This window comes from Thalassolituus sp. UBA6592 (genome assembly GCF_002433655.1).
Taxonomy (GTDB): Bacteria; Pseudomonadota; Gammaproteobacteria; order Pseudomonadales; family Oceanobacteraceae; genus Venatoribacter.
On record NZ_DJIO01000136.1, the window covers coordinates 1 to 266 of the forward strand.

At 50.8% G+C, this 266-nt stretch carries 1 protein-coding gene; it reads left to right on the plus strand.

Going from position 1 to position 266, the window contains the following annotated elements:
- On the plus strand, positions 1-266 hold a 266-nt coding region (locus B2Z72_RS13395), incomplete at both ends, for a DDE-type integrase/transposase/recombinase (protein WP_297005027.1).

Below are 266 nucleotides of genomic sequence, written 5' to 3' on the forward strand. Positions count from 1 at the left end.
TAAAGCGCTGAATATGGCTTACAGCCTGCGGGGACAGCCAAAGGACGTGATGTTCCACTCGGATCAGGGGTGTCAGTACAGTAGTCTCGCATATCAGCAACAGCTTTGGAGAAAACGCTTTGTGCAAAGCATGAGTCGACGAGGCAACTGCTGGGATAATGCCCCGATGGAGCGGCTGTTCCGTAGCTATAAAAGTGAATGGATGCCAAAGCAGGGTTACCAGAACCTGGACGAAGCGACCAAAGATATCAGCTACTACCTGATGA